Consider the following 25,838-nt stretch of genomic DNA (forward strand, 5'->3'; position numbering starts at 1 on the left):
TTGAGAAGCGAATGACAGATAGCAAAAAAACGACAGATACTTCGTCAAAAGCAGAGCAAGCTGACGCTAACGAGCTTGAGAAAAATATTGACAAAAATGTCGACAAAAGCGACGAAAATGCAACAACTTCGACAGCACAATCGAAAAAAGCGTTAGTCATTGAAGCGAAAAAGGTAGATGAGAAACCAGTTGAAGTATCAACGCAGGTGCAATCAGCTAAGGATACGACCTCTGCTAAAGTTACCAAATCTGCAACAGCTTCAAGTGACAAAGCGCCTCGCTCAAGACCTGAACCACAAACCGCAGTAAAACAGAAAATAAGTAAATTAGCGGTATTCAGCCTTTTATTAACCTTGCTATTGGCTGGTGCCACTGCATATGTGGGCTGGTTAGCTTATCAATGGCACCAAGAATTCACAGCGCAACAAACGCAAAATCAACAAGCTTTAACGCAATACAAAAAGGCGTTAGAGAATCAGCTTGGACGTTCACTTAATCAAGCGCAACAAACATGGCAGCAAGCATCTGATAACCAAACACAAAACATCAAAGCCTTGTTAGATCAGTTAGCCAAAAGCTATGTCGATGTTGACCAAGAAGCGGCGTTAATTGACATTAATCATGTACTCAGTGCGGCTAGTCGACATTTGTGGTACCAAAATGATCGTAAAAGTGCATTGGCTTTGGTCGAATTAGCGCAAAAACGCGCGGTAAAATTTGATGGGGTAAAGGATGCAAAGTGGCTGACATTGCAACAGCATCTAGCTGAAGATATTGGCAACATTCAATCTTTACCGCAATTTGATCAACAAGCCGTGTTTTTCCAGCTGTCGAGCCTTGCTCAACAAGTAATGAAGTTGCCGCTCAATCAAGTGAAATTACCAGAGCCAGTAGCGCAAGAAGAAGATTTAGCACTATCGGATTCGGTCTCTGATTGGCGCAGTAATATTGCCAAAGTATGGCGCCAGTTGGTAAGTGACTTTATCAGTGTAAATCGTCGGGTAAGTGCTACTGAGTCGCTTCTTTCACCTCAGCAAGAAGCGAATTTACGACAAAACATCTTATCTAAAATTGTGCAAGCACAGTCTGCATTACTCAATTACAAAGCGGGTGTGTATGAGCGTTCATTACAGGATGCTGCGCTTTGGTTAGCCGATTACTACAACATGGATTTGGCTGAGGTCGCAGCCGCTCACAAAACGTTAACGGACATAGCTCAGTTTGAAATTGCTGCACCTTTACCTAAGTTGCAGCTGCAAAGCTTAAAGTTTGTTCGCCAGCAATTAACCACTGAATTAGAGCGCCAACAGCAACGTGAAGAGCGCATTGAAAAAGAGGTCGAAGCGCAAGTAGAAGCGGTAGAACAGGCAGCTGAACAAACTGAAAAAGTGATTGAACAGGGGAAAGCTGCTAAACCTGAAGCTGCTGGAAATGAACCCGTTAAGCCTGCTGGTACTGAGCCGGAGGTATTATGATTAAATTAATTCTCTTTTTTATTTTCTTATTTGGCCTGTTGTTTATGGGGTCAACTTGGATAGGTGAAAAAGGTCGAGTAATCATTCTAATGGGAGAATGGACAATAGAAACATCAGTTGTTGGTGGTTGTGTTATCTTGCTATTGGCTTATGCACTGCTCCACTTGGCTGTTGTTCTTGTTAAGTACTTATTTCAACTGCGCAATAAAAATCGTCAATGGCGTCATAATCGACTGCAAAACCGTATTCAAATTGCGATTCAACAAAGCTTAGATGCGTTATTTAAACAAAATTACGCTTTGGCTGAAAAACTTAGTGTACAAAAGTTGGCATTAGAGTCAGGTGCATTAAAAGCGAATAATTTAGATAAAGCGCTGAATAAAACTCAGTATTTAATCGCCGCTGAAGCGGCGAAAAATCAGCAAAAATTTACTGAATACAGTCAGTATCAGCTAAGAGCAACAGAATATGGTTCTGAGTTTGAAAAGCAATTAGCCATGGCGCAAAGCTTACAAGCCGAAGGCAAAATCGACAAGGCACTGGCCGCCGTTGAAAAGCTCAAAAACGAGCAGCCAAAAAACGGTTTAGTAATCGCTGCCTTAGCTAATTTATATCAGCAGGCCAATCTCTTTGATGCGTTAGCTGATTTATTACCAAAGGTGATCAAACTGAGTGATTTACCTAAACCAATTTTACTCGATTTTATCGAGTCAACCTATAGCGCGTTATATCAAAATGATGCCAAAGCCAATGATGTCAAAGCTTTAAATAAGCATCACAAGGCTATGCTAGCGTTAATGCCTGAAGCAGAGCAGTTTGAATTTTTGTATATCAATGCCCTGATAAGTGCGGGCGCAAAACAAGATGCTGAGAATTATCTGATCAAGGCTGTTAAAAAAGGCGTGAGCCCAGTGATTTTAAGTTCTTTACGTCAATTGACATTAGCCGAACCTATTAAGTTGATTAGCCAGTTAGAAAAATTAGTTAAACAAGATAATAACCAATATACCAGCCTTGCAGCATTGGGCTATGTAGCCGCTGCTTCAAGAGATTGGGATTTAGCGAAAAAAGCATTAGAAGCGGCAATTAAACTCAATCCAACGAGCCAAGATTACCAGCTTTTAGGTCAAACCTTGGAGCAGCTAAGTTTGCCTGAACAAGCCTTAGCGTGTTATCGAAAAGGTTTATCTATGGCGCAATCGACATAACAAAAATAAGAAAAAAGATGAAATTAGCGATTAAACATTCCCTACTGGCGGCGATCACTGGCCTGCTTTTCAGTAACGCTGCTAGCGCAGTCGACTTAACAGCAAGTGAGCAACAACTTGCAGGACTAAATAGCTTTATTGAAGATCATCAACTTGCATTAAAAGCGGGAGATACTTCGTGGACGATTAACCATGAACCAAGGCATATTGCAGAGGCCACTTTTTCTGGTCAAGATTATGCGAGTTATCGCTTCGGGATTGATCAAAGTACACCTGATAAAATTGCTAGCGTAGAAATAGACATGGGTCGTCAAGTGTGCGCCATCGTGTTAGGTGACTTGGTACTGGCGATTGTTGAACATAATATGGTGCGCCAGCGCATGGCTCCTGAGAATGTTGAAAAAGTTTATCTGAACCACGAGGGAAAATGGTGGGTGACAGATAATCAAGATATGCGCACGGTATTGTCTTCTTTTAGAGAAGACATGTTCAAAGCTATTAACACCCCAGAGGTTTTTGCTGAACTACAACAAAACACTTGTTATCAGAGTTTAAATCGATAGGGATATTGATTGCTTCAATTAAAAAATAAAATCAAGCTCATTGGCACGTTAATTGGTTTTTTCTCTCTAATTATCTTTGCTTTTATTGGGCTTGTTTATTTTTTATTTGCAGGAGATGAAACGACCTTTGATTATAAGGTTAATCAATTCATCAGTGGCGAGTTACAACTCACAGGTAAAATGCGGAGTCACTATGAAGGTGCTGGCTATGATGTCACGGTATCTTATTTACCTGTTATTCCTCCTTATGGCCCATTTAAGATCGCCAATTTTCACTACATATCAAAGAATAATCGCGCTCTAGAAGAGATTGATTTGCAGCAAAATTATCAAATATACAAAGTGGGTTCAGTATGGCAATTAGCGATCTCAGATTCACATCAAGTTTCCAAAGTTTTTGAGTCTGAAAATCTAAAAACGTGGAACGAAGTCGATCCACGTTAATTCAATGCTATTTTGGCTCAGGTAACGATTTAGCAAAATCGGTAATGCCAAATTGCTTAGATAATACCGAACAAGGTGCTTGTGCTTTATTGCTGCTTTGAACCCGAGGGCGATGGGGCTCAACGGCCTTACCATCTATCTTTATCATGTTTTCAATGCCAGGAGGGGTATAGAAAATCATCATTTTGGCTAAGGTATTAGATTCATTTCTGAATCCTCTGGTACTACCGGGTGGGCAAACAATTAAACTGCCTTTTGGTGCTGATATTTTCTTATCGTCATCAAAAAATACCATTTCACCCTCGGTGATCAAAAACGATTCATACTCTCTTTCGTGAAGGTGATATTGGCCACCATCACCCGGCTCGACAAACGCTTCCATCATCGAAAATTGGCCTTGAGTTTCTTCTCCTGTGACGATTATTCGATAAACATTACCCATGGATTCAATATAAGGTCCTGAGTCATTTTTTTTCACTATTACTTCATTTTGCATTTGCATGCTAGTTAACCCCTATTTGCTATCGAGTTTGATAAAAACCAACGACGATATTGTCATTGATCTTTATCATGCAACTTCAAGCTAGCTTGAAGTCAAGGTGCTAATTTGAGTGAACTTAACGCTTTAGAAATGGGCGTGAGGGCCAAATACTTCGTAATGGATTCGCTCATTCGCTACGCCATGTTCTAACAGTTGAGTTTTAGCAAATTGCATAAAGCCGACAGGGCCGCATAAGTAGAAGTTGGCATTGCCAAAAGGCAGTGCTATGTCGGCAATATTCATTTTACCTTGATAGGTTTGCGCTTCACTGTTCACTTCTTCTTGGTACCAAGTATGTGTCTGCCAATTGTGTTTTTCGGTTAGGGATAAGGTCGCTTGTTTAAAACTATGCTGTGCCTTATTTTGGCAAGCGTGTAGGTAATAAACATCGTGCTGATATTCATCTTCGGCTAATTTAGCTAACATGGCTTGCATCGGGGTCACCCCAACGCCCGCTGAAATTAAAACGATGGGTGTTTGTTTGTCAGTAAAGAAAAAGTCACCAGCAGGGGCATGTAAATTAATGCTATCGCCGACGTTTAATTGATCGTGAAGGTAATTAGAAACTACGCCGGGCACACCTTGTGCTTCTCGTTTAACTGAAATGCGATAGGTTTTACCATTGGGTTTATCAGACAATGAATACTGACGAATTTCAGTGTAGGGGTGATCCACTGGGTTGACCTCAACGCCTAAGTATTGCCCTACATTGAAGTCAATCACCGGTTGGCCATCTGCTGGCTCAAACACAAAACTGGTGACAAGCTCAGACTCGTTTATTTTCGCCTTTACAGTAAATTGTCGTGTACCTTGCCAGCCGCCTTTAGTACTCACACGTTGTTGATATAAATCACCTTCGCGCTTGATAAAAATACTTGCTAAAAATTGATAGGCACAAGTCCAAGCCTCTTCAACCTCAGCAGTAAAAAGCTCGCCTGTTAGCTCTCGCAACGTTTCTGTTAAATGGTGGCCAACAATGTCATACATTTCAGGTTGGACATTAAAGCTAGTGTGCTTTTGCGCAATTCGCTCTACTGCACTTTGTAAAATCTCCACACTTTCTATGTTTTTGGCATAAGCGGCGATGGCTTCAAACAGTGCTGCTTTTTGGGTTCCCGATGCTTGGTGACTCATATTAAACACATGTTTTAACTCGGGGTTGTGTTTAAACATGCGGTTGTAAAAGTGGTCAGTCAGCGCTGCACCTGTTTGCTCTAGTAGTGGAATTAAGCTTTTGATAATAGTGATATGTTTTTGTTCTAACATTGAAAACCTCAAGTACAGTCAATTAATTAAATAGAGTTAAAGTCGGCCGTCTTTGCGCGGTGCAAATAAAATGGGGCAATAGACGATAAGAAAGATAAGGCTAGCTAAACACCAAAGTACTATGCTGCTTGTCCAAGCCCATTGTGGCTGGCTTGTGATCGCTAATAGACTGCGACAAATAGCCGCGAGCAGCATCAATAAAAACGCCAAGTTGATTATTTTTTTCGGTGATAAAACTCGTCCTGTATGGCCAAGTGAAACACGGGCCATCATGGCAAGGATCATTAATCCCATTGCGCCAATTGTGATTAAGTGCAAGGCTGCGCTAAATAGTATTGCAGGGGTGAGATAACTGAAGCCAAGTATTATCAAGCCGCTGGCCAGAGCCAAATAAGCAAGGTGTAATGACCAAAGCAAAGGAATGCTTGTTGTTTTGACACTTTGCCAATAACTCAGCCTGATTAGGTGTAGTAAGCCTGTAACTATCATTAATGCTGCAGGGGTAAAGGGCAAAGTGATAAAATGGCCAAGTAGAAATACCGTGCTACCCGCAATAGCACTAAGCAGTATTGTGTTGTCTAACCATTTTGGGTGTGAAACCTGTGTTAATTTTGCTCCCGCTTTAGTGAAGAAGGGAATAACTCGCCCGCCTACTATCGACATCAAAATACCAAACAGTAAGACCATAGTTCGACCCAAGTGTAAGGCCGTTTCGGTATGACCGCTGAGGTCACAAACAACAATGGCGATATTTAACAGCATCATGATGGTCAGCAGTGGAATAAAGAGATAATTCCTGCGGTTTTGAGCGACATACACCATGCGGGCAAAGTGATAAATAGCCACTAACCACCAGATGGTTTGTAAGACTAAAGCCAGTGATACTGTATTGGGTAAATTCAACAAAAACAGTGCTCGAGCAGTTAGCCAAATACCGACCATTATCATTAAAGGCTTACCTGTGATACTCGATTGTCCTGTCCATGTTTGGGCTGCTGTCAGAATAAAACCAACGGCTATCGTGGCACCAAAGCCAAACAGCATTTCGTTTAGGTGCCATACGGTGGGTGTTAACCCTATTTCGGTGAGTACAAACCAAGCGTTTAAATAACTTAACCAAATAACCAGTGCGATGATCGATGACAATGTGCCAAGGACAAAGCTTGAGCGAAAAGCAAGGTGAAAAAACGCTTGTTGATACAATGGCTGCTCAGCTTTTTCGGTCTGGTTATCCGTGCTCTGATAATGTTTAGGCTCTTCAATCTTCAGCATTGTGTGCTCCTAAACTTGCTCACCAAACGCTTTTTTTGCGATACAACGCATGACATAACCAATTTTGATTAAGGCGGGTAAAAATAGGCTGGCAATATGCGCTGTCATTTGCTGTGTCATGCTGAAAAACTCAGCGTATGGATAGCTAACCGCTAAACTAACGATGAAGAAAATACTGGCAAACAGCATGAGCCAATTTCCTGCAACTAAGCACCTTTGAAAGTTAAGTGCATGTGGAATGCTGGGTAAGGTTTGGGGGTTAATTAACAGTTCGCTTTGCATGGCTTTGCCCTAAAAATTATGTAGTTGAATTTTATATAGCAGGCTAGGTGCCAAGTTGTATATTGTTAACTAAATCAATGCTTTAGGTTGTTTTTAATGGTTTTTATAGTTATTTTGAGTCAAATTGACATAGTTTGTTTTTGGGTCATAATGACTCATGTGTAACTTTTTTACTGCAGAGGTTAGTTGATGGATTTAGATTCAAATATCTTGTTAGAGTTTGCCAAAGCGCAAGTGATGAGCCTAGATAATCAAGATAGGTTTGAGTGTTTATTGCAAACCTTAGCTGCGACTATACCCTGCGATGCCATTGCGTTATTAGCGCTGGAAAGAGATGTCTTAAAGCCACTCGCTATCAAAGGGTTAACCTCGGATACTTTGGGGCGACGTTTTATAATTAATGACAACCCGAGATTCAAAGCCATTATCGCAGCAAAAGCGCCAATGAGGTTTGAAGCAGATTGTCCTTTGCCTGACCCATACGATGGCTTAGTTGCCAATGTTCAAGGTGACTTACCAATCCATGCCTGTATGGGGCTTCCATTGTATTTTGCTGGCCAACTAATTGGTGTATTAACCTTTGATAGCCTCAAACCTCAAGCCTTTAGCCATTTACCCCAAACTTCGCTTGATGCTTTAGCTGCTATCGCCGCGGCTACTTTAAAAATAGCCCTGACATTAGATGAGCTGGAATATAAAAATGCACAATCACACTTATTAGTGGCTGAATTAAATAAAGAATCACTGGTTCGAGATGGCTTTGAAATGATTGGGCAAAGCCAAGAAATGGCAAAATTGAAGCAAGAATTAACCATAGTTGCCGCTTCGCCATTTAGTGTTTTGATTCAAGGCGAGACAGGTGTGGGCAAAGAGTTAGTAGCTAAAAGTTTGCATATGCAATCTGCTCGCGCTAATCACCCTTTAGTGTATGTCAATTGTGCAGCGCTACCTGAAAACCTGATTGAGAGTGAACTATTTGGTCATAAAAAAGGGGCTTTTACTGGAGCGGATAAAGACAGAGCAGGTAAGTTTGCGCTGGCTGATGGCGGGACTTTATTTTTAGATGAAATTGGTGAATTACCGCTTGCTGCACAAAGTAAATTATTAAGGGCATTGCAATCAAATGAAATTCAACCGGTTGGTCAAGATAAGATCCAGCATGTAGATGTTAGAGTCATTGCTGCGACTAACCGAGACTTGATACAAGAAGTTGAGAAGGGCGTATTCAGGTCAGATCTTTATCACAGGTTGAGTGTGTACCCAATTAAAGTACCTGCGCTTAAAAATCGTATTGGCGATATTGAGTTACTAACGGGTTATTTCTTAGAGTTGTCGCGTCGCAAGTTGGGGTTACAACAACTAAAGTTAGCAGTAGGGGTAATCGAACATTTAAATAGCTATGATTGGCCTGGTAATGTAAGAGAGCTTGAGCATGTGATCAGTCGAGCTGCACTTAAAGCGGCTGCGCAGTATCAACAAGGTGAAATCGTACAGATTGAAACGCTGCATTTGGGTTTACTCAATAGTGAAATAAAAACTGAGCAAACCGGTTCTATAAAAGAGCGAGCAGAAACGGGTGAACTGCAAAAAGATAGTCAGTTTAACCCTGATTTGACCTTAGGTTTAAAAGCCGCAACTGAAGATTTTCAAAGGCAAGCTATAGTCACGGTTTTAAACGAGTATCAGGGTAACTGGTCAGCTGCGGCAAGAGTGCTAAAAGCAGATAGAGCCAACTTAACGCGTTTAGCGAAACGGCTGGGGATTTCGGTGACCAAGCAAGTCACTCGTTAGGGTGGCGTAAAAAAAAGCCTGCAAAAGCAGGCTAAAGTGAGGATATAAACAGTTTTGCAACTACAAAACAAGTGTAGTGTAGAAGAGATGAGGTGCTGCGCCTATCCCTAAGATTAGGGGCAGTATATGTATAAAAAATAAGGTAAAGAACTGATATTACTTGGTTTATTAGTTCTTTTTAAAGGTAGGTACACGTATGTCGAGTGATAAAAACAAATCCAATTGGAGCAAACCGCTGCTGTACTTATTAGCGCCACTACTGAGCGTGTACTCCACGTTGAGTGTCGCGACTGAAAAGCTCGATTATGTTTTATCTGATAAAGGCCAACCTCGCGCTCAGATAGCCAGTGTGCCAGAAGATAGTACAGAGATAGCTGAGCTAGATGTATTGTTTGTGTATGCTGATCCACTTGAGCAAGAGCACGGTAATTTAATTGCTCCTAGAGTCGATAACCTAATTAATTTTAGCAATCAGGTTTATGCTGATAGCCAAGTTCATATTCGCCTCAATAATGTTGGGGTACGCAAGCTCAATTACCCAGAAACTAGCAGTACTCCCTTTCAAACGATATTAGAAGATTTAAATACTGCGGCTCATTGGAGCTTAGTGGATGCCTATCGCGCCAAAGGTATTTTAGGTGCAGATATGCTGGTGTATTTACGCGGGGATGTGACAGGTACCGATTCTGATATTGCCGGTTATGCCTATCTAAATAGCGATGTCGCCAGTAGTGCCGATAGTATGGTGAGTATCGTGATGCTTGGCACGGGTAATAATGATACCTTGGCGCATGAGCTTGGGCACAATTTAGGTTTAGCGCATTCAAGATTGCAGGGTGATATTGGGGCGACGTTTCATTTTGCTTTAGGGCACATCGAGCCTAATGTATTTAATACCGTGATGGCTTATCAGCAGGACAATGAGCGCCAAGCTTTAGTCTTTTCCAACCCCAACTTAGATTGCTTTGGTTTACCTTGTGGTATTGATAGAAATGACACTGAACACGGTGCAGATGCTGCCTATGCTTTGAATCAAGTGAGGTTTGAAGCACAAGATTTAGTAGCACCTCGAACGCTAGATAATGTAACCAGTAAGATTGTAGATACAAACTTAAAAACGTGTATCGAAACACAACTGACGGCGTTAAACGCTCAGTCTGTTGCACCTGTGGTTTCGTTATCTTGCCCTAATTTAGGTATCAGTGATCTAACTGGGTTGGGCCAATTTGTTAACTTAACGGCTTTAAATTTATCGTCTAATGCGATAACTGATATTGGCGAGTTGGCAACTTTGACTCAATTGACGACGCTGAATTTAAACAATAATAATGTGAGCTCAATTGCAGCTGCACAAGGTTTAACTTTACTGACTAATTTGGATTTGGTGAATAATCCTGTAGCGTGTTTATCGGAAGATGAAAACTTAGCTTATCAAGACATCAACACCAGTTGTTTTAATGATAACTTAATTAGCCAAGCTATCTTTGCCGACCCTGTTTTGACGCAATGTGTCAGTGAAGCGACTGATAGCAATAACCAGGCTTTAACTTATTTACACGAAGTGACCGCTCTCAATTGTCGTTCCAATGGCACCATGACAGATTTATCTGGCGTTGAACAGTTGACTAATCTTGTTGAATTTTCTTTTAACGTTGTGCGACAAATTGACTATTCACCACTGTCTACGATGAATCAAATGGCTGAGCTGTCGATTTCTCAAACCGGTACTCGTCGTGAAACCATCATGGCCGATCTCAACTTCCTGACTGATTTGACCGAACTCCAGAGTCTCTCACTTGATGTAAATGGCAGTTACAGTGATTTATCACCACTAGCCAATTTAGCTAAGCTGGATTTACTTGATCTGGATTCAAGTGCTTTAATTAATCACACGCAGTTACAGTTCTTACCTAGCTTGAGAAATTTAACCATTTACCATCCGCTAACCGATATCAGTTGGTTGTCTTCGATGAGTCAGCTAAGCAGTTTGTATTTGTATGACTCACGCAATAGTTTTACTAGCCTATCTGCTTTAAGTGCCGTGACACAGTTACAGTTTTTGGGCATTGAAGCACCTATTACGAGTCTAGTGCCCTTGGCAAACCACTCTGCATTAAGCCGACTTTACTTGTATAACACGGAAATTGACTCGGTAGTGAGCTTGGCCAGTGTGACTAATTTGGATCAAATTATCTTATTCGGCAATGGTCAATTAACGGAACTAACCGGCTTGGCGAATTTGAATTTGGTACGTTTAGACCTGCAATTTAATAACCTTAGTTGCATGAACAACGATATCTTTATGCAGTTTTTAACTGTGGCTGATATTGATGAAAGTTGCTTTAGTGAATTGGCGACTGAGACGATCACCGATTTAGCAACAGACACTGAGTCCGATACAGCAACGGATACGTCGACAGAAACGGATACCACAATCACGATTGAAACAGAGACTGAAACGGTAACTGATACTGTAACTATGACTGAAACAGATACGGAGGATGTCACTGAAACCGAAACTGAAACACAAACTCAGGTTACAGCAACGCCAACAACCCCTGCTGCTGCAAGCAGTTCTGGTGGTGGTAGCATTGTTTTTATCGTAGGTTTTGTATCTGCGCTACTGTTTATTCGTCGAAAACGCACAGAAAAATACTAAGTTTATTAATCACCTAGTGTTTATTTTTACTGGGGCGTTGAGGTTTTTTCACGACCCCCCTAAGTTAAGGGATAGCTGAACAGGTGTTTCACACTAATAATGTTAGAAGGTTTACTTCTTTCAGATGTTGGTTAGGGACTATGCGGTGTTGTTTCTTATTTTTACTGATTGTGCAAACTCTGTTGAATACAGCAGGAGCGAGTGAATATCCTGCTGCAACTGAATTATTGCAGTCTTCAGCACCAGTTGCTCAGCAACTGGTTAATGGTTTTACCAGTGTTAACGTTTCGATTGGTTTTCAATTGCTCAATCAATTTGAAATCGGTCAGTTTATCAGTTTACCGACTGATTCAAGTGTCAAACTTTCATTAGATTTTAGCAATGATGCGGTTTGGGAAAATACGTTATTTATTTTTACGATCGGCATCGCTGCAACTTTGATCTTGGTTAATTTTATTGTCGGTCTAGGTACACGTGATCGCGCTTTTCTCTACTGCTGTCTATTTACGTTAAACGCAGCCCTAATCTGGGGCTACTTCTTTCATTGGCCCATTGTAATGTGGGATGCCATGGACCCAATTTTATACTGGTTTGGCATTTTATTATTTTCAGTTTTTCTAAACTTACTATTATCTCATTTATTAAAATTACCTGAAAAAAACTCAGGTCAATTTAAGACGCTTCTCGGTTTAACGTTATTAGGTGTAGTCGGTTTGCCTTTGAGTTTAACTGAGCCAGCACAAGTTGTGTTTTGGTCATACTTCTACATTAGTTTAATTTCGAGTTATGCTGCCTACGTCAGTTTTTACTGGCACAAACAAGGTAAGTCATTTGCGATTTATATGTTGCTGGGTATGGTAATACTGGCTATCCCTCATGCCTGTTTTCTGTTTATTCACTTACAAGCCCCTAATGCATTAAGCGATGACAAACTATGCCATGTTTACGGTTTATGCAGTGCAACGCTCGCGGGTTTAATGATGTCGTTAGCCATTGCTAAGCGTTATAAAAGCTTATTTAAGTCGCGTGGCCAGTACACAAAAAGTTTGAAGAAAACACTTAAAGAACGAACTAAAGCGCTGGAACAATTACGGATTCAGTTAAGTAAAAAACACCTCAACGAAAATCAGGTACTCAGTAGTATGGGACATGAAATTCGTACACCTTTGATGGCTATTTTAGGTTATGCCGAGAGTTTAAAAGCCGGAGATATCAAACCTTGTGAGCAAGCACATGCAACGGAAGTGATTGCTAGAAGTAGTCATCAATTGTTATCAATCGTTGATAGTATTTTGGATGTATCGGAAATTGAAGCCGGTCATTTACAACTCGAAGCATCAGTGACTAAATTGCCTCAGCACATGGAGTTGATAAAACATTTACAGGCGCAAAATGCGATTGATAAAGGTCTAGAGTTCAATATTAATTATCAATTCCCTATGCCATCTGAGGTGATGATTGATGCGCCGAGATTAAGGCAGGTTCTACTGAATCTTACCAATAACGCCATCAAGTTTACTTTAAAGGGCCAGATCGAATTACATGTCAGATATACCAATGATGCGTTGCAGATCACAGTGACAGATACCGGTATTGGTATGTCAGAACAACAGTGCCAGCGCATGTTTGAAAGTAGACATCACGATGATGATTTATCGGATACATTACAATTTGGCAGCTCAGGTTTATATCTGTGCAAAAACATAGTAAAACAGATGCAAGGCGAAATTAATGTCGAAAGCCAAGTTGGGCAGGGCAGTGTGTTTACTGTCAGTTTACCTTGCTCTATCCCTCGATCTAATGAATGGATTAAATCAGCCAAAGAGCTGAATCAAAACCTCGATATGAATGAAAATCAAAACCAAAGAAAACTATCAGAAACGGGTAAAATTTTAGTTGTTGATGATCAGTTTGATAATCGTATTGTTGTGCAAACAATGCTTGAAGCGATTGGGCATGAAGTAACTGCTACTGATGATGGCTATCAGGCTATTCGATTGGCTGAGCAAGACAGTTTTGACTTGATCTTGATGGATATTGAAATGCCAATTATCAATGGTGTAGAGACCATGTTGATGATGCGCAATAACGGTTTGTCATTACCTATTTTGGCCTTTACTGGTAAAACACTGGACTCGGAAGTCAGCAAATTAATGCGCCATGGTTTCAGTGACTATTTAGCTAAACCTGTCAGTCGTGAAGAGTTATTAGTCAAAGTTGCGGAATATATTAAAATTTCGAAAAAACAGCGCGCAGTCGCTATTAATACCGATATTAGTCTGTATCAAGATAGCTTTATTGAAGGTTTATCACAAACACTTGCTGAGCTCAGTCACGCGCTCAAAGTCAAAGACTGGCAGTGCTTGCAAAAGCATATTCATAGTTTAGTTGGCGTAACAGGGTTAATGGGATATCAGGAAATTAGTCAATTAGCGCACAAGACTGAAAAGCAGTTAAAGCGCGCATACGATGATAGCGCCCAACAAGATGTTGAGCATTTATTAGCAAGACTAAAATTATTGGTGATGGCTGAGAAATAAAAGCGTGATGTGTAAGCGATGATATTTAGTTGTCACCGTGTTTGACGGCAAATTGAATCGCTTCTGCGCTTGAATTCACATTCAGCTTTTTATAGATGGCTTTGACGTGATCGGACACAGTATAGTTCGAGATGTCTAGGAATTTAGCGATCTCTTTGTGAGTAAAGCCTTTTGCCATCAGTTTAAGTACGTCTTTTTGTCTGCCAGTTAAGCTTTCATAAAGACGATCTTGCTCAATTTCGTGCTCGATTTCTCGTTCAGGTTTGTGCAAGTAAGAAAGAATCTTTTTCGTCACTGACGGTGTAATGGCCGGAGAATCAGATACGCGTTTCGCCAATTCACTGATGATCACATCGATGTGCTGATTTTTCAGCAAATACCCCTGCGCGCCGTGTTTTAGGCAGTCAACGATGACATCACGCTCATCTTCTACCGTTAGCATAATACATTCCGCTTTGTGCGGCTCAGCATTCAATAGCGGCAATAATTCAATGCCTTTGCCATCTGTTAAGTTGATATCGATTAAGGCAATATCAAAAACCTTGGTCTTAATAAGTTGTTTGGCTTTCGCGACTGAGTCAGCCTGAACGACTTCTTCTATATCTGCGAAGTTTTGTTGAACACCTTGTGCGATCAATTCAAGTGTCAAAGCGTGATCTTCAACAATCAAAATCCGCGTCATGAGTTTTTCTCCGAACATGTATAAGACGATTCTATGGGGGTTAGCGCGATAAAACAATGACGAAATTTATAATGTGCGGCAGATGACTTAAAATGTTAGAAAATATCTAGCAGGTCAGATGAGTAAAGGGCTAAACCCCTGGTGCTAGTTGGGATTTAGCCTAGTTTTATTGCAGTTTTATTACGGTTTTTTAGCTATGGGCAGCTGCCACTGACAAACAAAGGCACACCAATTTCAGGGCTAATCGGTACTAACTGTTCACCGTGAGAATGAGCATGTCCCCAATACTCCTCAGGTAGTTCTGCTATTAATCCTGATGCTAATGGGTAATCGCAAAAGTTACTGTCATCAGTTGGCGGCACTTGGGCAAAATCTGCAAGAGAGATGAGTGCTTCAAAGAGTGCTACACGATTGATGTGAATTTGTCTTTTTAAAAAGCTACCTTCAGATAAATGTGGATTAACACTGGTGACTGGTGAGCCTTTGATAACGGCGATCACATCGGGTCTCAGTACTTTGGCGAAATTAACGGTTTCCCAGCCACCCGCGGCGATACCGATATTTTTATAACTGCCAGTATCACCTGCTGCGATATTACCTGTACCCAGTTGAACTTGAGAGAATCGCCCAACAGAGCCGACAAAAGTATTGTCGACTTTTTCCATAACTGCTACGGCTAAACTTCTAATCAAGTGCTCTTTTGCTGAATGCGCTGGCGCCTCAGCAAAAGGGCTAAATATTCTCAGATTCTCACCTTCATGGTCATCATGGCAATGACCTGTTGGTAATACCCCTAGTACTTGGTTGGCTTGAATACTGGAGTAATCTAATTGGCAATCAGATTTATGCATGTCGCCGTGTAAATCCAAAATAACTTCTGGCTGAAATGCTATGGTTGCCGCGACTAAAGCTTGAGTTTCTACCGGGCGAATAGGGTGGTTTAAGTCGCCGTGATGATAGCGATTTAAATCATAACCACGGCCAACTATACCGGCAAAATTGGCCTCACTGCTTCGTATATAACCGCCGCCAGCACTGGGATCGACATTTTGTCGGATAAAGGCGCAATCCGCATCCATGATTCCACCGACTACAGGCTCAATTTCACAGTTTTCAATATCAGGCTCACCACCATCAGGGTTAGCACGAACGACAAACAGAAGATCTAACTCTTCAAGTGTGTTTCTGGCAAGTGGGAAAGGAGAGAAGCTTAACCATCTAATAATACTGAGGGCTGCTTCTGTGGCAGCCGGTTCATTACCGTGCTGTTGTGTGATCACCATCACGCGTTTACCTGCCGGATTACCTGCTCTAACTGCCAGCAGCGTTCGCCCTTGAGTTGAAAAGCCAATTTTATCGGCTTGAGTATTACCACCTAAGCCATCTTGATTAGTGCAAATAACGGCTTGTCTTATTGTAGGAGCTTGATCTTCACCACATACTTGGTGGTTTAAAGTGAGCGTCGGATCTAGGTTGATATCTATATCAATGAGGCCATTATTGTCATTATCGATAAGTGGTCCACTGGTTATGTCGTTCAGTGCCCATCTTTGCCAAAGCGTTAGCTTGTTATTAATTTCATCGTATTTGGTGAGGTAACTCAAAGCGGCGAGGTTTTGTTGATATACCTCATTGAAAGCTGAAGTGGTGGGAGAAACAAATGCAAGTACAAGTGGGAGAGCCAATTTTACTAATGGCCGTTTAAAATTCAACATAACCTAATTCCATCTGGTGAGTACATATACTGAGTTTATTTAGCCAACTCAGTGCCGAGTAAGGCGGAGGTTCCTAGCCTTACCACTTAAAAAAGCTTAGTAGATAAGCGAATGAATCGTATCCCTAGAAATAGGGACTGATTCTCAGTTTGGCTAAATTGCGTAAATATGGTTTAGCATGACGAGTTATGGTGGAATTAATCAGCTGCGCTACACTTTAATGTCATCTGCTATATTTATACTGTAGTAAAATATCTTGTTGATAAGTTTGTGGTTAACTTGAGGTTATCTTGTATCTATCCTGTTGTTATCTAAATAATTGTGGGTAAAGGTGTAAATAACTAGAGTAGACTTGTGTGTAAAGAACTGTTTATAAAATATCCATAAATCTCAGTTTGCTATTTATCTTTCAACTTAATTCAGTAAAATACGCCGCTATTATTGGGCTAGGAAGCAACCTACAATGACAATTCCCTTTTGTCTCAACAACGATGAGCTACTGCAATGGTTTGTAAGCCACTGTACTCGTCGTCATTACCCTGCAAAAAACATCATCATTCATGCGGGTGACAAACCTACTACCTTATATTTCCTTGTCTCGGGTTCTGTATCTGTCAGCATTGAAAACGAACAAGGGCGTGATCTCGTTTTAGCTTATTTGAGTGGCGGTGAGTTCTTCGGTGAAATGGGCTTATTTGACGGTCAAAGTCGAAGTGCTTGTGTCACAGCACGAGCTGATTGTGAGATTGCTGAAATTGGCTACGCGCGTTTTGAACAACTGTATAATGAAAAACCTGAGCTATTGTCTCGAATTACTAGCCAGCTAGCGCTGAAGTTAAGAGATACATCGCGTAAAGTAATTGATTTGGCATTTCTTGATGTCACGGGACGAGTGGCGCGTGCCATTATGGATATTGCACAAAAACCAGAAGCAATGACGCACCCTGACGGTATGCAAATTAAAATTACTCGCCAAGAGTTAGGGCGCATTGTAGGCTGCTCACGTGAAATGGTTGGCCGTGTGATTAAGGAATTAGAAGAGCAAGGTTTAATATCTGCTCACGGTAAAAACATCGTCGTATTTGGTGCGCGATAACCTCATATACACATCTTGTTTTAGCCTGACTGTTTAAGTCGTCTGTTAGGCTAATTGCTGAATTATCATCAACATAGAAAAGATAAGCTACACTGATATACAAAACATTTAAAAAGTATTTAGTGTGTTAACTGCTTATATCGATTTTAATTGCCCCTACAGCTACATATTGCACGAGCGCTTATTGCAATGTACTGAGTACAGTTGCATTGATTGGCATTATGTTGAACACAACCCCACTTTAGATCCTGCCTCTGAGTCTGATCAGCCATACAAGTTGTTACAGCAACAAGTGGCTGATATTGAAAAACAAGTCGTTGATATTGACGTTGTCACGCCTCCGTTTTGTGTTAATAGCCGTTTGGCCTTGTTATCTATGATTATGGTGGAACGTTTGTGGCCAGATAGAGCAGACGACTACCGCAGTTTTTTATTTCGCAGTTACTGGCAGTTTGGTGTCGATATTTCAAGGTTTGATGCGCTACAGGCGATTTTGGCTAGTTTGCAGTTAGCTTGGGTTGACTATGATCAAGTCGCAGAACAAACACTGTTTAATCATCACAAAGATTGGCGAAATTTATCAACTGAGTTGCAAACACCTGCACTTGTCAGAGTGCCTGATGATGTCTCTTTTGGATTAACTCGCTACAGCGATTTTGTTGAATTTATAGAAGGGACTGAAGGGGCCGAACTTGCCTCTAAATGGAGCAGTGATTTTAATGACTGCTACAACATCGCTTGTATCGACTTAGATGGTTTTTGCCAGAGACTGCAACACGATGCTTTTGGCTTTGAAATATCGAGTTTTACCGATTTGGAAGGGTTTATTCAATCCAAAGAAAAGCATGAATGTGATGCGATCTTGATTAATTTTTCATTGCAGCTTGATAGCCACAAACGCAATCACGATTTAAATGAGCTCAATGCGTTTAAAAGAGAGCAGTTAGATTACCCTATTTTATGTGTGCTAGAACGGCCAAACCCAGCATTGGAGAGTTTGGCTTTTAATTTAGGTGCCAATGATATTCTTTACCAGCAAGGGCATTTAATTGCGCATGTCGCGCGCATCAAAAAACGTATCCACACCTTCAAGGCCATTGATTTGTTGAGTCAACATGCACACATTGATGGTATGACAGGCTTGATGAACAAAGAAACTTTCTTACACGTGTTACACAGAGAGTGGCGCATTGCCGTTCGCGCGGAGCAAGCACTCAGTGTATTAATCTTAGATTTTGATTTCTTTAAACAATACAATGATAACTATGGCCATATTAGAGGTGATACCTGTTTAAAAAAAATGGCGAAGATCATTCAAGACAATGTTTTTCGACCTTCTGATATTGTTGCTCGATTTGGCGGTGAAGAATTTATTTTATTATTGCCTAATACCGCGCAAAAAGAAGCTTTACTCGTGGGCGAGCGAGTTCGACAGGCGATAGAAGACACCGCTATTGAACACACTACTAATCCGCAAGGAATCGGAATTGTGACCATAAGCTTAGGTTTAGTCAGTGGTACTATTGAGCAGTTGAGCAGCATTGATCATATGCTGGAGCAGGCTGATAAAGCACTCTATCAAGCCAAACAGACTGGTAGGAATAAAGTTAGTCATCTGGAGAATTAATTGAGTCGGTTTTTGAAAAATGGCGTAAAATAGCGGCAATTTCATATTCAGGAACCCATTCAATGAGCACAACTACAGAACAAGTCTTAGCCGACTTTTATCAGCAAGTCGCCTCTGACTTAAATTTGTTCACGATTAGAGATGAGCAAGGTATTCCTACCCCCAATAACAGTGAAAATATCAAGGCCATGCCTTTTTGGTCTAGCCAAGCATTGGCACAGGCTTACCTAGAGCAAGCTGAAGGCTTTGCCAATTTTGAAATCTTACCAATTAGTTGGGCTGACTTTTCTGAAAAGTGGGTTCCGGGTATGTGGCGAGATGGGTTATGCGCGGGTATTAACTGGCAAGCTACAGCTGAATCACAAATTGATGTTGAGCTCGATGAGTTAGTCGAAGCAATTAAAGCTTTAATCCCTGCTGAGTAGTCGTAAATGGGCGTTTGACGTCTTCACGCTTAACGCCCAATTTCTTTAAGCTTTATTCTATGGGCTTGTTATTTTTTATTAGCACCCGTTAAAAAGAAGAATTAGGTTGTGCAAAAAAGGTTAATTCTTCTTCGCTCGATTGCCTATTCAAAATAGCATTACGGTGCGGATAACGACCAAAACGCTCGATAATCGCTTGATGCGCTAACTCAAACTGATAGTTGTTTTCCAAACCTTGCTGATTGAACAGTTTAACCGCTTGTTGATGGATAAACCGTGATTCAGAATGCATAAATGGCATGTAGAGAAAACTTTTTTCTTCAGGTTTGAGCATTTGATCAAAACCTTTTTCAATCGCAACTTGAGCAAGCGTCAGCGCCATTGGATCTGACGCAAAACTGGCTATTTGATCGCGATAAATGTTGCGGGAAAACTGATCCAGCACTATGACTTCAGCTAACGAACCTTGCGCTGTTGCACGCCAATGTGCACATTCGCCTTGTGCGACCATTTGATGTATTTTGGCAAAGCGCTGATGAATGAGTTGATCAAATTCATCACTTTTTTTAAACCAATCTGTTGGCGTGCATTGCTCAAACCAAAAAATTAATACGTCTTGATAATCCATTGTTGATCGCTCCTTAGAAAGTCTTTGTGGACCGCCATAAAAAAAGCAGGTTTGTCGACCTGCTTTTTGCGCTTAAGCGGATGAGCATTTAGCGGCTAGAAGTGTAATTGCACACCACCAAATACACCGGTTGCATCTAAATCAGAGTTGATGCCATCTAAGTCATCTAGCTCTAATTCGAAAGCGCGGTAGCCTGCGTGAACACTGATATCAAATGCAATATTATCAATTAGCTCGTACTCAACACCGATTTGATAATCCGCTAAAGTATGACCGTCATAGCTGGCATAGCTAAAATCACCAAATACGGCTAAACCCGTGAAAGGCAGGCCAATTTCAGCTGAGGCATATGCCATAGGTACAACACCATCAAATGCTTCTGTACCTGAAATAGGGTTACCCGCAATATCCTTACCTTGTACTGTTAATTCGCCATCAATGTGCTTGCCATTAATACCTAAATCTAGACTAACAACACCGTTATCTAATACTTCGTAATACAAAATGTAGTCTGAGTTCGTTAGGTCACCAGAGGTCGCTGCGGTATCTGTGAATGTCACACCATCAAAGTTAAGTGTACCTTTTACACTACCTGAGATATCCATATCGTTGTTACGGAATTTGATATTAGGTAGTAATGGTACCGGGTGCTCTAAGGCGATATAAAAAGACGTGGCTGTTTCATCGTCATAGCTAAAGTCTGCCGATGTTGGCGTTAAGCTGTTTTGATCTGATTCGAAGCTACCTTCCGGTCCTACATTCCAACCTTGTGCGCCAAGATAAAGGCCGTAAATGGTGTCTGCTTGAGCAACGCTGCCTGCTAATGCTGACGCGAGTAAACCGGCTTTAGCCATTGATGTGATTTTCATGTGCATCCCTAAAATTTTTATATGATCGCTCACTTCAGATATGTCTCGAACGAGATAAGCGAATTAAGGTCTAGTCTAACGAATATAAATGCTGATTAGCAAAACAAAATCGGCCAATCTTGATATTTCTCGACAAAACCAAGTTTGCACAGAGCAGGTGGCGTTTTTCATCGTTATGGTTATTGGTTGCGAAGAAAAAACAAGCTACTTAAATAGCCAATCAGCCAGCTGACAATAAACTGGCCAGTAAATAATAAGGTGAATTTGGGCCAAAAATTAATTTCTTCAGTAAAGCAGGCTAAAACTAAATTTCCAGGCAGCAGTACATAGTAATAACCAGGTATTCCGCCTTTAAAAACATGCCAATTGAGTACAAAGGTTAATAAACCGATAAGCACTGAAATGGCAGCAACTGCAGTGGCAAGTTTTAAACGTTTAGGATTGCAACATAATGCGCTAAAGCAATAGGGAATCATCGATAGGGTGATATTGGCTAGCAGAGTTGGTTAACGCTAACGCACTGAGTTGCTCAACGCCATAAACATCTACCTCAATTTGATATTTTTGCCTGATGGTATCCACGAGCAAGGCAAAATCGCCATCCCCCGATACCAAAATTAGCTTATCTACTTGTTGGGCGGCAAATAGCATATCTATTGTTATGCCTACATCCCAATCACCTTTTGCCGTGCCATCAGCGCGTTGGATAAAGGGTTTTAGTTTGACATCAAAGCCGATGGCGCGAAGGATATTTTGGAATTGACGCTGTTTTTCATCTCCTCTGTCTATAGCATAGGCATTAGCGACTGTTATCTCGTGGGTTTGTGAAACACGCGCCCAAAATTGGTTGTAATCAAAGTTGCGTTTAAAGGCACTTCTTGTGGTGTAGTAAACATTTTGCACATCAACAAATATGGCTGCCGTTGTCATCGTTTGATCCTTAGTTTAATGCCTTCTTTAAAAAGTAACTGGTGTGTCCTGGAGGCATATCGGCCAATTCGCCAAAGACTTCAAAGCCTTGTTTAAGGTAAAACCCGAGGGCCTGAAAGCTGGTTGTTTCAAGCCTAATATTTTTAATACCTTTGGCCTTAGCATCTGTTTCTATTGCCAAAAGCAATTTGCTGCCCCAACCTTGTAAACGCAAGTTATCACTGATCCAAATACCTTGTACATAAACCCAGCCCCAGTTTATTTCGGCAAGAATACCACCGTGCACTTGGCCTTGCTCATCTTCTATAAAGCTAGCAATTTGTTCGCGTTTTAGCTCGCCTGTTGTCTGTTCGTTAAAGCCATTTAAACCCTTTTTTAAGGCTTCAAATTGTTCGTTAGTAGCCGCTTTTGTCGAGGTAAGTTTCATTATTTGGGTAACCATAATGAGCGAACCACAGTAGGAGAAAGCACCACTTTGGTCACAATGTTATTTTGTTGGTTTTTAAATCTGACGATGATGTAAACGTCATAGTCAGTAATATTCTGCAGGAAAGACTTACCGAGTAATTGCACCGCAAATTTTTGTAGCTCTGGTTTCGGTGTTTGGATGAAATCATTGACTCTATTATCAGGAACATAAAAATCCCAAATAACACCTGCGCCATCAGGGTCTTTAATCGCCTGCGTATGGGTGAATAAGGTAGGGTCTAAGGTGAGTTCTGCTTTGTTAATATTATCACTGAGCTGCTCGGCAATACTATTGCTGTCTCGATTGAGCTTAACGACGGTGAAAGCCAGTGAATAGAACACCAAAATTGAACAAATACAGACAAATGCGACCCGCCAATTTGATTCAAAGTAGAAATGCTCTGATGCCGTAATTTCATCTTTACTCAAGTACTGCTTTTGCAGCAACAGAGCAACAGGAACCAGATAAAGCATAGGAATAACTGTGCTAGGCATTTTTTCTGGTAAATAAGGTAAAAGCAAAATAACAACGACGCTGAGCAGTATACTGCCCCAGAGGGTTTGCTTGGCGAGTGTATTTTTACCTATGCCTTTAAAAGCTTGATGTAGCAGGTATGCGGCGGCAAGGGGGCCTGCGAAGAAGGTGGCAATTTTGATTTGCTTTGGTGAGTATAGGCTGATCATTTTGTTCTTATAATTTTAGGTTTGAGCTGAGTTTGTGCCATTAGTCGTATTTAGCCAAGTGGCATTAAAAGCGCAATTTTATCCAAATAAAATAGCGACTTAGTTTGAAAAGACAAAACAGCATTATGTAATTTATTATCTTATTGCTGCAAGTGTTGTTTGTGATGAATGGACTTTAATTTGGACTGTTATTGAATCAAGTTTAAAAATTCGGTTTGAATTTGCTGGTCAATTTGCCCGGTGAGCACAAATTTGGCCAGCATGAATTGAAAGCCAATCGCAACTAAAACAAACAACAGTGTGTTTAACAGTTTTGCGTTGTCATCAAAACGACGAATGATCACTACAATAGAGGCAATACAAAGAAAGTAACCCAAAGTGCCATTAAACAGATAACAAAGCGTCATAGGAATTGTCGTTAACAGCAGGCATCCAAAGAAGCGAATATCGATATTCAGTACTCTAGCGCCCATAAATAAACTTAAAATTTGCAGACAAAAGGTGAGGATCAGTCCGTGCATTGTTCTTCCTTATTGGCAAATAAGTGGGGAACAAAGTCAGCAAGTTTGAACATTGCCGAATGCACTTTAAGCGGTCCCTGCTTAAATTTTATTATTGTGGTTAAACCACATATTTTACTTGTTAAGCAGTATAGGTGTAGATTAAATTTTGTACAATATACTGAGTGGATTAATTTAGTGGTCAGGCCAGCAATGACTATGCTGGCCTTTTTAGCTTGAAGCTATGCATGCTTAAAGTGGTTTTACGCCATAGGTTTGCATGGCAGAAGCAATTTGATCGCTTTGTTTTGTTTCAGGGTTAAATAAATAACTTGGCGCTAAAATCGCTTTACAGCTATCGATAGAGACCTCGATGATCGCCTGAATTACAAATGCATCTCCTGCTAATTTATGTAATTTTGGCAATGCTTGCTGATATTCAGCTGAACCTTGTGTTAACAGTGTCGCTTGTCCTTTAACCTTGTAACCTTTCTGTTTAAAGACATCGACAAAACTGACACAAACCTTGGGGTTTTGCTTAATATTTTTAATGCTATGTGGTGAAGCGATGTGCGCAATTAACAATGTACTCTCGCCATGAGCAACAAAGATTTCTTTGGGTGAGACATTCGGAAACCCGTCTTTATCTGCCGTGGCTAGCCAGCATAAAACGCTGTCTTCAATTGCTGTCAAAACGTCATTGGTTAACATGGTTCTCTCCTTTTCTTTGTGCTCAATGTGGTTGATTTCTAATCGCTGTTACGGTTACTTCAATTAATACATCACCTTCTAAATCAACGCCCAAGCATGCGCGCTGTGGCCAATGTTCAGGGTTATCACCTATCCAATGTTGCCATACTTTATCCATCTTATTTTTATCTGCCATGTTGGCGATGTAAACTTGTGCTGAGACAATTTGTTGCTTATTCGAGCCAAGCTCAAGCAGGTTCTGCTCAATGGTTGCTAGGGTTAATTCAGTTTGTTGCTCAATATCAACTGAGGTATCACTTGATGTCGCGACTGTCCAAACTAAATCTTTATAGGCAGATGATTTATTTCTGCCCTGATAAATGCCGGGTTTTCTCTCTATCATGTTGTTCAATGTTATTTTTGCATTAAATCGATATCGGCTATTTCTACAGTGGGTGATAATTCACAAATGTATTCAATACTGGCGATAATATCTGCAATTGGAATCGCTTCTTGCGGCGCCATTCGGCCTTGGGCAATATCTTCTAATACTTCTGGGGTGGCGACATTACCAAGATTAAAAGTTGTAAAGCCGATACCTTGGTCTTTAAGCGCTATGCGTAGGCTTTGAATTGCGCCTCTTAATCCGAACTTACTGGCGTTGTAGGCCACTTGATCCGATGCCCGATTTTCTACACCGGATAATGCACCTAAGTAAATGGCTCTTGGGTTATTCGCTGTGGCTAGATTGGGAGCTAGATGTTTAGTGATTTCTATTGGCGCAACCAGATTGACTTGCATAATATTAAACGTCTCAGCGGCCGTTGTTTGGCAAAAATCAAAATCTTCAGTAAAGCCGAGTGTTTCCCAAATCCCACTTGAGTAAACTAACAAATCAACTGTTTTTTGCTGAAGTATTTGCACTACAGTCAAAATCCCATTTTCGTCAGTGATATCTGCTTCAATCCATTGCCCGTATTCTGAATAGGTGCGCGAAACACTGTAAACCTCATGGCCTTGTTGCTGAAAATATTGCGCTATCTCTGCACCAATCCCTCTACTTGCGCCTACTACAACTATCCTACTCATTTATTGTTCCTTGTTCGTATGAATTGGTTCTACAAAGATGCACCATCGAAAATTTCATAAGGCATGGTGCTAGCAGCTATGCCCTTGATACAACCTAAATTGACACGGTATTGCCCAGGTTTTCTCAATGTTTGATGAAACGTATAGATGCCACACTTTTTACAAAAATAGTGCTTGGCCGTTTTGCTATCGAATTCGTATTTACCTAAGGTGTCATCCTCAGCAATAATTTCCATTTCTTCTGGTGGCACAGTATATGTAGTCATCACTGCGCCTTTGCGCTCACACAAACTGCAATTACAACGCAGACCCGATTTAATTTCTTCACCAGAAAAACGAAAGTTAATAGCACCGCAATGGCAGCTTCCTTGATATAACATCTGCTTTCTCCTAG

The 25,838-nt window shown here is 40.9% G+C and carries 27 protein-coding genes; 11 read left to right on the forward strand and 16 right to left on the reverse strand.

Annotated features, from left to right (window positions below; translation table 11 throughout):
• Nucleotides 1–11 precede the first annotated feature (11 nt).
• Genes HR060_RS07735 through HR060_RS07750 form a run of 4 tightly spaced genes read left to right on the forward strand, consistent with a single transcriptional unit; the run spans nt 12 to nt 3,690 of the window.
• The gene (locus tag HR060_RS07735) at nt 12–1,475 is read left to right on the forward strand and encodes a uroporphyrinogen-III C-methyltransferase (RefSeq protein ID WP_174199726.1); all 1,464 of its coding nucleotides are present in this window, start codon (nt 12–14) and stop codon (nt 1,473–1,475) included.
• Nucleotides 1,472–2,683 carry a heme biosynthesis protein HemY gene (locus HR060_RS07740; RefSeq protein WP_174199727.1) on the forward strand — a complete coding sequence of 404 codons (1,212 nt, stop codon included), beginning with the start codon at nt 1,472–1,474 and terminating at the stop codon, nt 2,681–2,683. Before HR060_RS07735 ends, HR060_RS07740 begins: the two co-directional genes overlap by 4 nt.
• Before the next feature lie 17 nt (nt 2,684–2,700).
• On the forward strand, nt 2,701–3,246 hold the full coding sequence (locus HR060_RS07745) for a hypothetical protein (protein ID WP_174199728.1): 546 nt from the start codon (nt 2,701–2,703) through the stop codon (nt 3,244–3,246).
• 9 nt (nt 3,247–3,255) lie between these two features.
• Nucleotides 3,256–3,690, forward strand: a complete 435-nt coding sequence (locus HR060_RS07750; RefSeq protein ID WP_174199729.1) for a hypothetical protein — start codon at nt 3,256–3,258, stop codon at nt 3,688–3,690.
• A 7-nt stretch (nt 3,691–3,697) separates the two neighbouring features.
• Here the strand turns inward: HR060_RS07750 and HR060_RS07755 are convergent, their stop codons facing one another.
• From HR060_RS07755 to HR060_RS07770, 4 genes are all read right to left on the reverse strand, one after another.
• A complete protein-coding gene (locus HR060_RS07755; RefSeq protein WP_174199730.1) occupies nt 3,698–4,192 on the reverse strand; it encodes a cupin domain-containing protein in 495 nt (164 codons plus the stop codon).
• Between the two features lie 123 nt (nt 4,193–4,315).
• Nucleotides 4,316–5,497, reverse strand: a complete 1,182-nt coding sequence (gene hmpA / locus HR060_RS07760) for an NO-inducible flavohemoprotein (RefSeq protein WP_174199731.1) — start codon at nt 5,495–5,497, stop codon at nt 4,316–4,318.
• A 36-nt stretch (nt 5,498–5,533) separates the two neighbouring features.
• Nucleotides 5,534–6,769 carry an NnrS family protein gene (locus tag HR060_RS07765; RefSeq protein WP_174199732.1) on the reverse strand — a complete coding sequence of 412 codons (1,236 nt, stop codon included), beginning with the start codon at nt 6,767–6,769 and terminating at the stop codon, nt 5,534–5,536.
• Between the two features lie 9 nt (nt 6,770–6,778).
• Complete coding sequence (locus tag HR060_RS07770; RefSeq protein WP_174199733.1) at nt 6,779–7,051, reverse strand: hypothetical protein; 273 nt, start codon at nt 7,049–7,051, stop codon at nt 6,779–6,781.
• A gap of 189 nt (nt 7,052–7,240) precedes the next feature.
• On the opposite strand from HR060_RS07770, the gene norR reads away from it, so the two are divergent.
• From norR to HR060_RS07785, 3 genes are all read left to right on the forward strand, one after another.
• The gene (gene norR / locus HR060_RS07775; RefSeq protein WP_174199734.1) at nt 7,241–8,842 is read left to right on the forward strand and encodes a nitric oxide reductase transcriptional regulator NorR; all 1,602 of its coding nucleotides are present in this window, start codon (nt 7,241–7,243) and stop codon (nt 8,840–8,842) included.
• 196 nt (nt 8,843–9,038) lie between these two features.
• Nucleotides 9,039–11,501 (forward strand): reprolysin-like metallopeptidase, encoded by a 2,463-nt coding sequence (locus tag HR060_RS07780; protein WP_174199735.1) that lies wholly within the window; start codon nt 9,039–9,041, stop codon nt 11,499–11,501.
• A gap of 182 nt (nt 11,502–11,683) precedes the next feature.
• The gene (locus tag HR060_RS07785; RefSeq protein ID WP_174199736.1) at nt 11,684–14,041 is read left to right on the forward strand and encodes an ATP-binding protein; all 2,358 of its coding nucleotides are present in this window, start codon (nt 11,684–11,686) and stop codon (nt 14,039–14,041) included.
• A gap of 25 nt (nt 14,042–14,066) precedes the next feature.
• On the opposite strand, the gene HR060_RS07790 is transcribed toward HR060_RS07785, so the two are convergent.
• Both HR060_RS07790 and HR060_RS07795 read right to left on the reverse strand, forming a co-directional pair.
• Nucleotides 14,067–14,723, reverse strand: a complete 657-nt coding sequence (locus HR060_RS07790) for a response regulator (RefSeq protein ID WP_174199737.1) — start codon at nt 14,721–14,723, stop codon at nt 14,067–14,069.
• A gap of 194 nt (nt 14,724–14,917) precedes the next feature.
• Nucleotides 14,918–16,438, reverse strand: a complete 1,521-nt coding sequence (locus HR060_RS07795) for a M14 family zinc carboxypeptidase (protein ID WP_174199738.1) — start codon at nt 16,436–16,438, stop codon at nt 14,918–14,920.
• Between the two features lie 463 nt (nt 16,439–16,901).
• On the opposite strand from HR060_RS07795, the gene crp reads away from it, so the two are divergent.
• The 3 genes from crp to HR060_RS07810 all read left to right on the forward strand — a co-directional run bounded on the left by crp (nt 16,902) and on the right by HR060_RS07810 (nt 19,586).
• A complete protein-coding gene (gene crp / locus HR060_RS07800; RefSeq protein WP_174199739.1) occupies nt 16,902–17,534 on the forward strand; it encodes a cAMP-activated global transcriptional regulator CRP in 633 nt (210 codons plus the stop codon).
• A gap of 124 nt (nt 17,535–17,658) precedes the next feature.
• Nucleotides 17,659–19,161, forward strand: coding sequence for a diguanylate cyclase (locus HR060_RS19645; protein ID WP_174199740.1), 1,503 nt, complete (start codon nt 17,659–17,661; stop codon nt 19,159–19,161).
• A 62-nt stretch (nt 19,162–19,223) separates the two neighbouring features.
• On the forward strand, nt 19,224–19,586 hold the full coding sequence (locus HR060_RS07810; protein WP_174199741.1) for a DUF2750 domain-containing protein: 363 nt from the start codon (nt 19,224–19,226) through the stop codon (nt 19,584–19,586).
• An 88-nt stretch (nt 19,587–19,674) separates the two neighbouring features.
• Here the strand turns inward: HR060_RS07810 and HR060_RS07815 are convergent, their stop codons facing one another.
• Together HR060_RS07815 and HR060_RS07820 are read right to left on the reverse strand one after the other, a co-directional pair.
• Nucleotides 19,675–20,214 (reverse strand): DUF924 family protein, encoded by a 540-nt coding sequence (locus HR060_RS07815; protein ID WP_174199742.1) that lies wholly within the window; start codon nt 20,212–20,214, stop codon nt 19,675–19,677.
• 95 nt (nt 20,215–20,309) lie between these two features.
• Nucleotides 20,310–21,083: a TIGR04219 family outer membrane beta-barrel protein gene (locus HR060_RS07820; RefSeq protein WP_174199743.1), complete on the reverse strand. Its 774-nt coding sequence runs from the start codon at nt 21,081–21,083 to the stop codon at nt 20,310–20,312.
• An 88-nt stretch (nt 21,084–21,171) separates the two neighbouring features.
• Between HR060_RS07820 and HR060_RS07825 the strand changes: the two genes are divergently transcribed.
• On the forward strand, nt 21,172–21,315 hold the full coding sequence (locus tag HR060_RS07825; protein WP_174199744.1) for a hypothetical protein: 144 nt from the start codon (nt 21,172–21,174) through the stop codon (nt 21,313–21,315).
• A gap of 224 nt (nt 21,316–21,539) precedes the next feature.
• Here the strand turns inward: HR060_RS07825 and HR060_RS07830 are convergent, their stop codons facing one another.
• The 8 genes from HR060_RS07830 to HR060_RS07865 all read right to left on the reverse strand — a co-directional run bounded on the left by HR060_RS07830 (nt 21,540) and on the right by HR060_RS07865 (nt 25,824).
• The gene (locus tag HR060_RS07830) at nt 21,540–22,013 is read right to left on the reverse strand and encodes an NYN domain-containing protein (protein ID WP_174199745.1); all 474 of its coding nucleotides are present in this window, start codon (nt 22,011–22,013) and stop codon (nt 21,540–21,542) included.
• A 10-nt stretch (nt 22,014–22,023) separates the two neighbouring features.
• Nucleotides 22,024–22,440, reverse strand: a complete 417-nt coding sequence (locus HR060_RS07835) for a GNAT family N-acetyltransferase (RefSeq protein ID WP_174199746.1) — start codon at nt 22,438–22,440, stop codon at nt 22,024–22,026.
• On the reverse strand, nt 22,440–23,165 hold the full coding sequence (locus HR060_RS07840; RefSeq protein ID WP_174199747.1) for a hypothetical protein: 726 nt from the start codon (nt 23,163–23,165) through the stop codon (nt 22,440–22,442). The genes HR060_RS07835 and HR060_RS07840 overlap by 1 nt, the downstream gene beginning before the upstream one ends.
• Nucleotides 23,166–23,353: 188 nt before the next feature.
• Entirely contained in the window at nt 23,354–23,686 is a 333-nt protein-coding gene (locus HR060_RS07845) for a hypothetical protein (RefSeq protein ID WP_174199748.1), read from the reverse strand.
• A 231-nt stretch (nt 23,687–23,917) separates the two neighbouring features.
• Nucleotides 23,918–24,376, reverse strand: coding sequence for a pyridoxamine 5'-phosphate oxidase family protein (locus HR060_RS07850; protein ID WP_174199749.1), 459 nt, complete (start codon nt 24,374–24,376; stop codon nt 23,918–23,920).
• A gap of 22 nt (nt 24,377–24,398) precedes the next feature.
• Nucleotides 24,399–24,758 (reverse strand): RidA family protein, encoded by a 360-nt coding sequence (locus HR060_RS07855; RefSeq protein ID WP_174199750.1) that lies wholly within the window; start codon nt 24,756–24,758, stop codon nt 24,399–24,401.
• 11 nt (nt 24,759–24,769) lie between these two features.
• The gene (locus HR060_RS07860) at nt 24,770–25,444 is read right to left on the reverse strand and encodes an SDR family NAD(P)-dependent oxidoreductase (RefSeq protein WP_174199751.1); all 675 of its coding nucleotides are present in this window, start codon (nt 25,442–25,444) and stop codon (nt 24,770–24,772) included.
• A gap of 29 nt (nt 25,445–25,473) precedes the next feature.
• The gene (locus tag HR060_RS07865) at nt 25,474–25,824 is read right to left on the reverse strand and encodes a GFA family protein (RefSeq protein ID WP_174199752.1); all 351 of its coding nucleotides are present in this window, start codon (nt 25,822–25,824) and stop codon (nt 25,474–25,476) included.
• Nucleotides 25,825–25,838 lie beyond the last annotated feature (14 nt).

Source organism: Marinifaba aquimaris (assembly GCF_013328345.1).
GTDB classification, from domain to species: Bacteria; Pseudomonadota; Gammaproteobacteria; order Enterobacterales; family Alteromonadaceae; genus Marinifaba; species Marinifaba aquimaris.

What these genes read in the sequence shown, in the direction of transcription:
- HR060_RS07735 (WP_174199726.1), top strand. Translation starts at nt 12, where the DNA reads ATGACAGATAGCAAAAAAACGACAGATACTTCGTCAAAAGCAGAGCAA.
- HR060_RS07740 (WP_174199727.1), top strand. Translation starts at nt 1,472, where the DNA reads ATGATTAAATTAATTCTCTTTTTTATTTTCTTATTTGGCCTGTTGTTT.
- HR060_RS07745 (WP_174199728.1), top strand. Translation starts at nt 2,701, where the DNA reads ATGAAATTAGCGATTAAACATTCCCTACTGGCGGCGATCACTGGCCTG.
- HR060_RS07755 (WP_174199730.1), bottom strand. Translation starts at nt 4,192, where the DNA reads ATGCAAATGCAAAATGAAGTAATAGTGAAAAAAAATGACTCAGGACCT.
- hmpA (WP_174199731.1), bottom strand. Translation starts at nt 5,497, where the DNA reads ATGTTAGAACAAAAACATATCACTATTATCAAAAGCTTAATTCCACTA.
- HR060_RS07765 (WP_174199732.1), bottom strand. Translation starts at nt 6,769, where the DNA reads ATGCTGAAGATTGAAGAGCCTAAACATTATCAGAGCACGGATAACCAG.
- HR060_RS07770 (WP_174199733.1), bottom strand. Translation starts at nt 7,051, where the DNA reads ATGCAAAGCGAACTGTTAATTAACCCCCAAACCTTACCCAGCATTCCA.
- norR (WP_174199734.1), top strand. Translation starts at nt 7,241, where the DNA reads ATGGATTTAGATTCAAATATCTTGTTAGAGTTTGCCAAAGCGCAAGTG.
- HR060_RS07780 (WP_174199735.1), top strand. Translation starts at nt 9,039, where the DNA reads ATGTCGAGTGATAAAAACAAATCCAATTGGAGCAAACCGCTGCTGTAC.
- HR060_RS07790 (WP_174199737.1), bottom strand. Translation starts at nt 14,723, where the DNA reads ATGACGCGGATTTTGATTGTTGAAGATCACGCTTTGACACTTGAATTG.
- HR060_RS07795 (WP_174199738.1), bottom strand. Translation starts at nt 16,438, where the DNA reads ATGTTGAATTTTAAACGGCCATTAGTAAAATTGGCTCTCCCACTTGTA.
- crp (WP_174199739.1), top strand. Translation starts at nt 16,902, where the DNA reads ATGACAATTCCCTTTTGTCTCAACAACGATGAGCTACTGCAATGGTTT.
- HR060_RS07810 (WP_174199741.1), top strand. Translation starts at nt 19,224, where the DNA reads ATGAGCACAACTACAGAACAAGTCTTAGCCGACTTTTATCAGCAAGTC.
- HR060_RS07815 (WP_174199742.1), bottom strand. Translation starts at nt 20,214, where the DNA reads ATGGATTATCAAGACGTATTAATTTTTTGGTTTGAGCAATGCACGCCA.
- HR060_RS07820 (WP_174199743.1), bottom strand. Translation starts at nt 21,083, where the DNA reads ATGAAAATCACATCAATGGCTAAAGCCGGTTTACTCGCGTCAGCATTA.
- HR060_RS07825 (WP_174199744.1), top strand. Translation starts at nt 21,172, where the DNA reads ATGCTGATTAGCAAAACAAAATCGGCCAATCTTGATATTTCTCGACAA.
- HR060_RS07830 (WP_174199745.1), bottom strand. Translation starts at nt 22,013, where the DNA reads ATGACAACGGCAGCCATATTTGTTGATGTGCAAAATGTTTACTACACC.
- HR060_RS07835 (WP_174199746.1), bottom strand. Translation starts at nt 22,440, where the DNA reads ATGAAACTTACCTCGACAAAAGCGGCTACTAACGAACAATTTGAAGCC.
- HR060_RS07840 (WP_174199747.1), bottom strand. Translation starts at nt 23,165, where the DNA reads ATGATCAGCCTATACTCACCAAAGCAAATCAAAATTGCCACCTTCTTC.
- HR060_RS07845 (WP_174199748.1), bottom strand. Translation starts at nt 23,686, where the DNA reads ATGCACGGACTGATCCTCACCTTTTGTCTGCAAATTTTAAGTTTATTT.
- HR060_RS07850 (WP_174199749.1), bottom strand. Translation starts at nt 24,376, where the DNA reads ATGTTAACCAATGACGTTTTGACAGCAATTGAAGACAGCGTTTTATGC.
- HR060_RS07855 (WP_174199750.1), bottom strand. Translation starts at nt 24,758, where the DNA reads ATGATAGAGAGAAAACCCGGCATTTATCAGGGCAGAAATAAATCATCT.
- HR060_RS07860 (WP_174199751.1), bottom strand. Translation starts at nt 25,444, where the DNA reads ATGAGTAGGATAGTTGTAGTAGGCGCAAGTAGAGGGATTGGTGCAGAG.
- HR060_RS07865 (WP_174199752.1), bottom strand. Translation starts at nt 25,824, where the DNA reads ATGTTATATCAAGGAAGCTGCCATTGCGGTGCTATTAACTTTCGTTTT.